We start from the raw sequence: 1,232 nt of genomic DNA, 5'->3' as shown, positions 1-1,232 counted from the left end.
GCGCTCGGCGCCGCCGGCTCCTCGGCCCATGACATGGGCGACGAGAACGGCGCGCACCACATCGGCTCGGGCGAGCAGACCACCTCGCTGCTCGTCTTCCGCGCCGGCTCGTCGCAGCCCAAGGCGGTCCCGCTTGGCCTCGTCACGCGCCTGGAAGAGCTGCCCGCCGACAAGATCGAGTTCTCGAACGGCCGCTACATGGTGCAGTACCGCGAGCAGCTGATGCCGCTGGTGGCCATGGAAGGCGTCACCATTGCGAGCCAGGGCGCCCAGCCGATCCTGGTGTTCGCCGATGACGGCCGCTCCATGGGCCTCGTCGTCGACGAGATCATCGACATCGTCGAGGAACGCCTCAACATCGAGGTCGGCGGCTCCAGCCAGGGCATCCTGGGCTCGGCCGTGATCAAGGGCCAGGCCACCGAGGTGATCGACGTCGGCCATTTCCTCCCGATGGCGTTCGCCGACTGGTTCACCCGCAAGGAGATGAAGCCGTCGATGCACTCGCAGTCGGTGCTGCTGGTCGACGACAGCGCCTTCTTCCGCAACATGCTGGCGCCGGTGCTGAAGGCGGCCGGCTACCGCGTCCGCACCGCGCCGACCGCGCAGGAGGGCCTCGCTGCGCTACGCGCCCAGAGCTTCGACGTGATCCTGACCGACATCGAGATGCCCGACATGAACGGCTTCGAGTTCGCCGAGACCATCCGCTCCGACAACAACCTCGCCGCGACGCCGATCATCGGCCTGTCGGCGCTGGTGTCGCCGGCGGCGATCGAGCGCGGCCGTCAGGCCGGCTTCCACGATTATGTCGCCAAGTTCGACCGTCCCGGTCTGATCGCGGCGCTGAAGGAGCAGACCGCGGGCGCCGCCGGCGCTTCCGAGCTGAGCCGGGCGGCGGCGTAAGCAGGACAGGGATCAGGAGATACGCTTATGACCAAGAAGACCCAGTCCAGCGAAGGCGCCATGGTCGAGTACGTCACCGCGATGATCGGCGGCCAGCTGTTCGGCCTGCCGATCTCCCGCGTCCAGGACGTGTTCATGCCCGAGCGCGTCACCCGCGTGCCCTTGTCCTCGCGCGAGATCGCGGGCGTTTTGAACCTGCGCGGCCGCATCGTCACCGTGGTCGACATGCGCGCCCGTCTCGGCCTGCCCAGGGCCGAGGACGGCAAGACCCCGATGGCGGTCGGTGTCGATTTGCGCGGTGAATCCTATGGCCTGCTGATCGACCAGATCGG

General features: G+C 68.1%; 2 protein-coding genes. Both read left to right on the top strand.

Going from position 1 to position 1,232, the window contains the following annotated elements; all coding sequences use genetic code 11:
• The coding region (locus JQ603_RS37900) for a response regulator (RefSeq protein ID WP_212348761.1) at positions 1 to 900 on the top strand (900 nt) is incomplete at its 5' end.
• 27 nt (positions 901 to 927) lie between these two features.
• A partial coding sequence (locus JQ603_RS37895) for a chemotaxis protein CheW (RefSeq protein ID WP_212348758.1) occupies positions 928 to 1,232 on the top strand: 305 nt, incomplete at its 3' end.

Origin of the sequence: Bradyrhizobium liaoningense (assembly GCF_018130825.1) — a bacterium.
GTDB classification, from domain to species: Bacteria; Pseudomonadota; Alphaproteobacteria; order Rhizobiales; family Xanthobacteraceae; genus Bradyrhizobium; species Bradyrhizobium liaoningense_B.
This window is presented reverse-complemented; position numbering and strand designations above follow the sequence as displayed.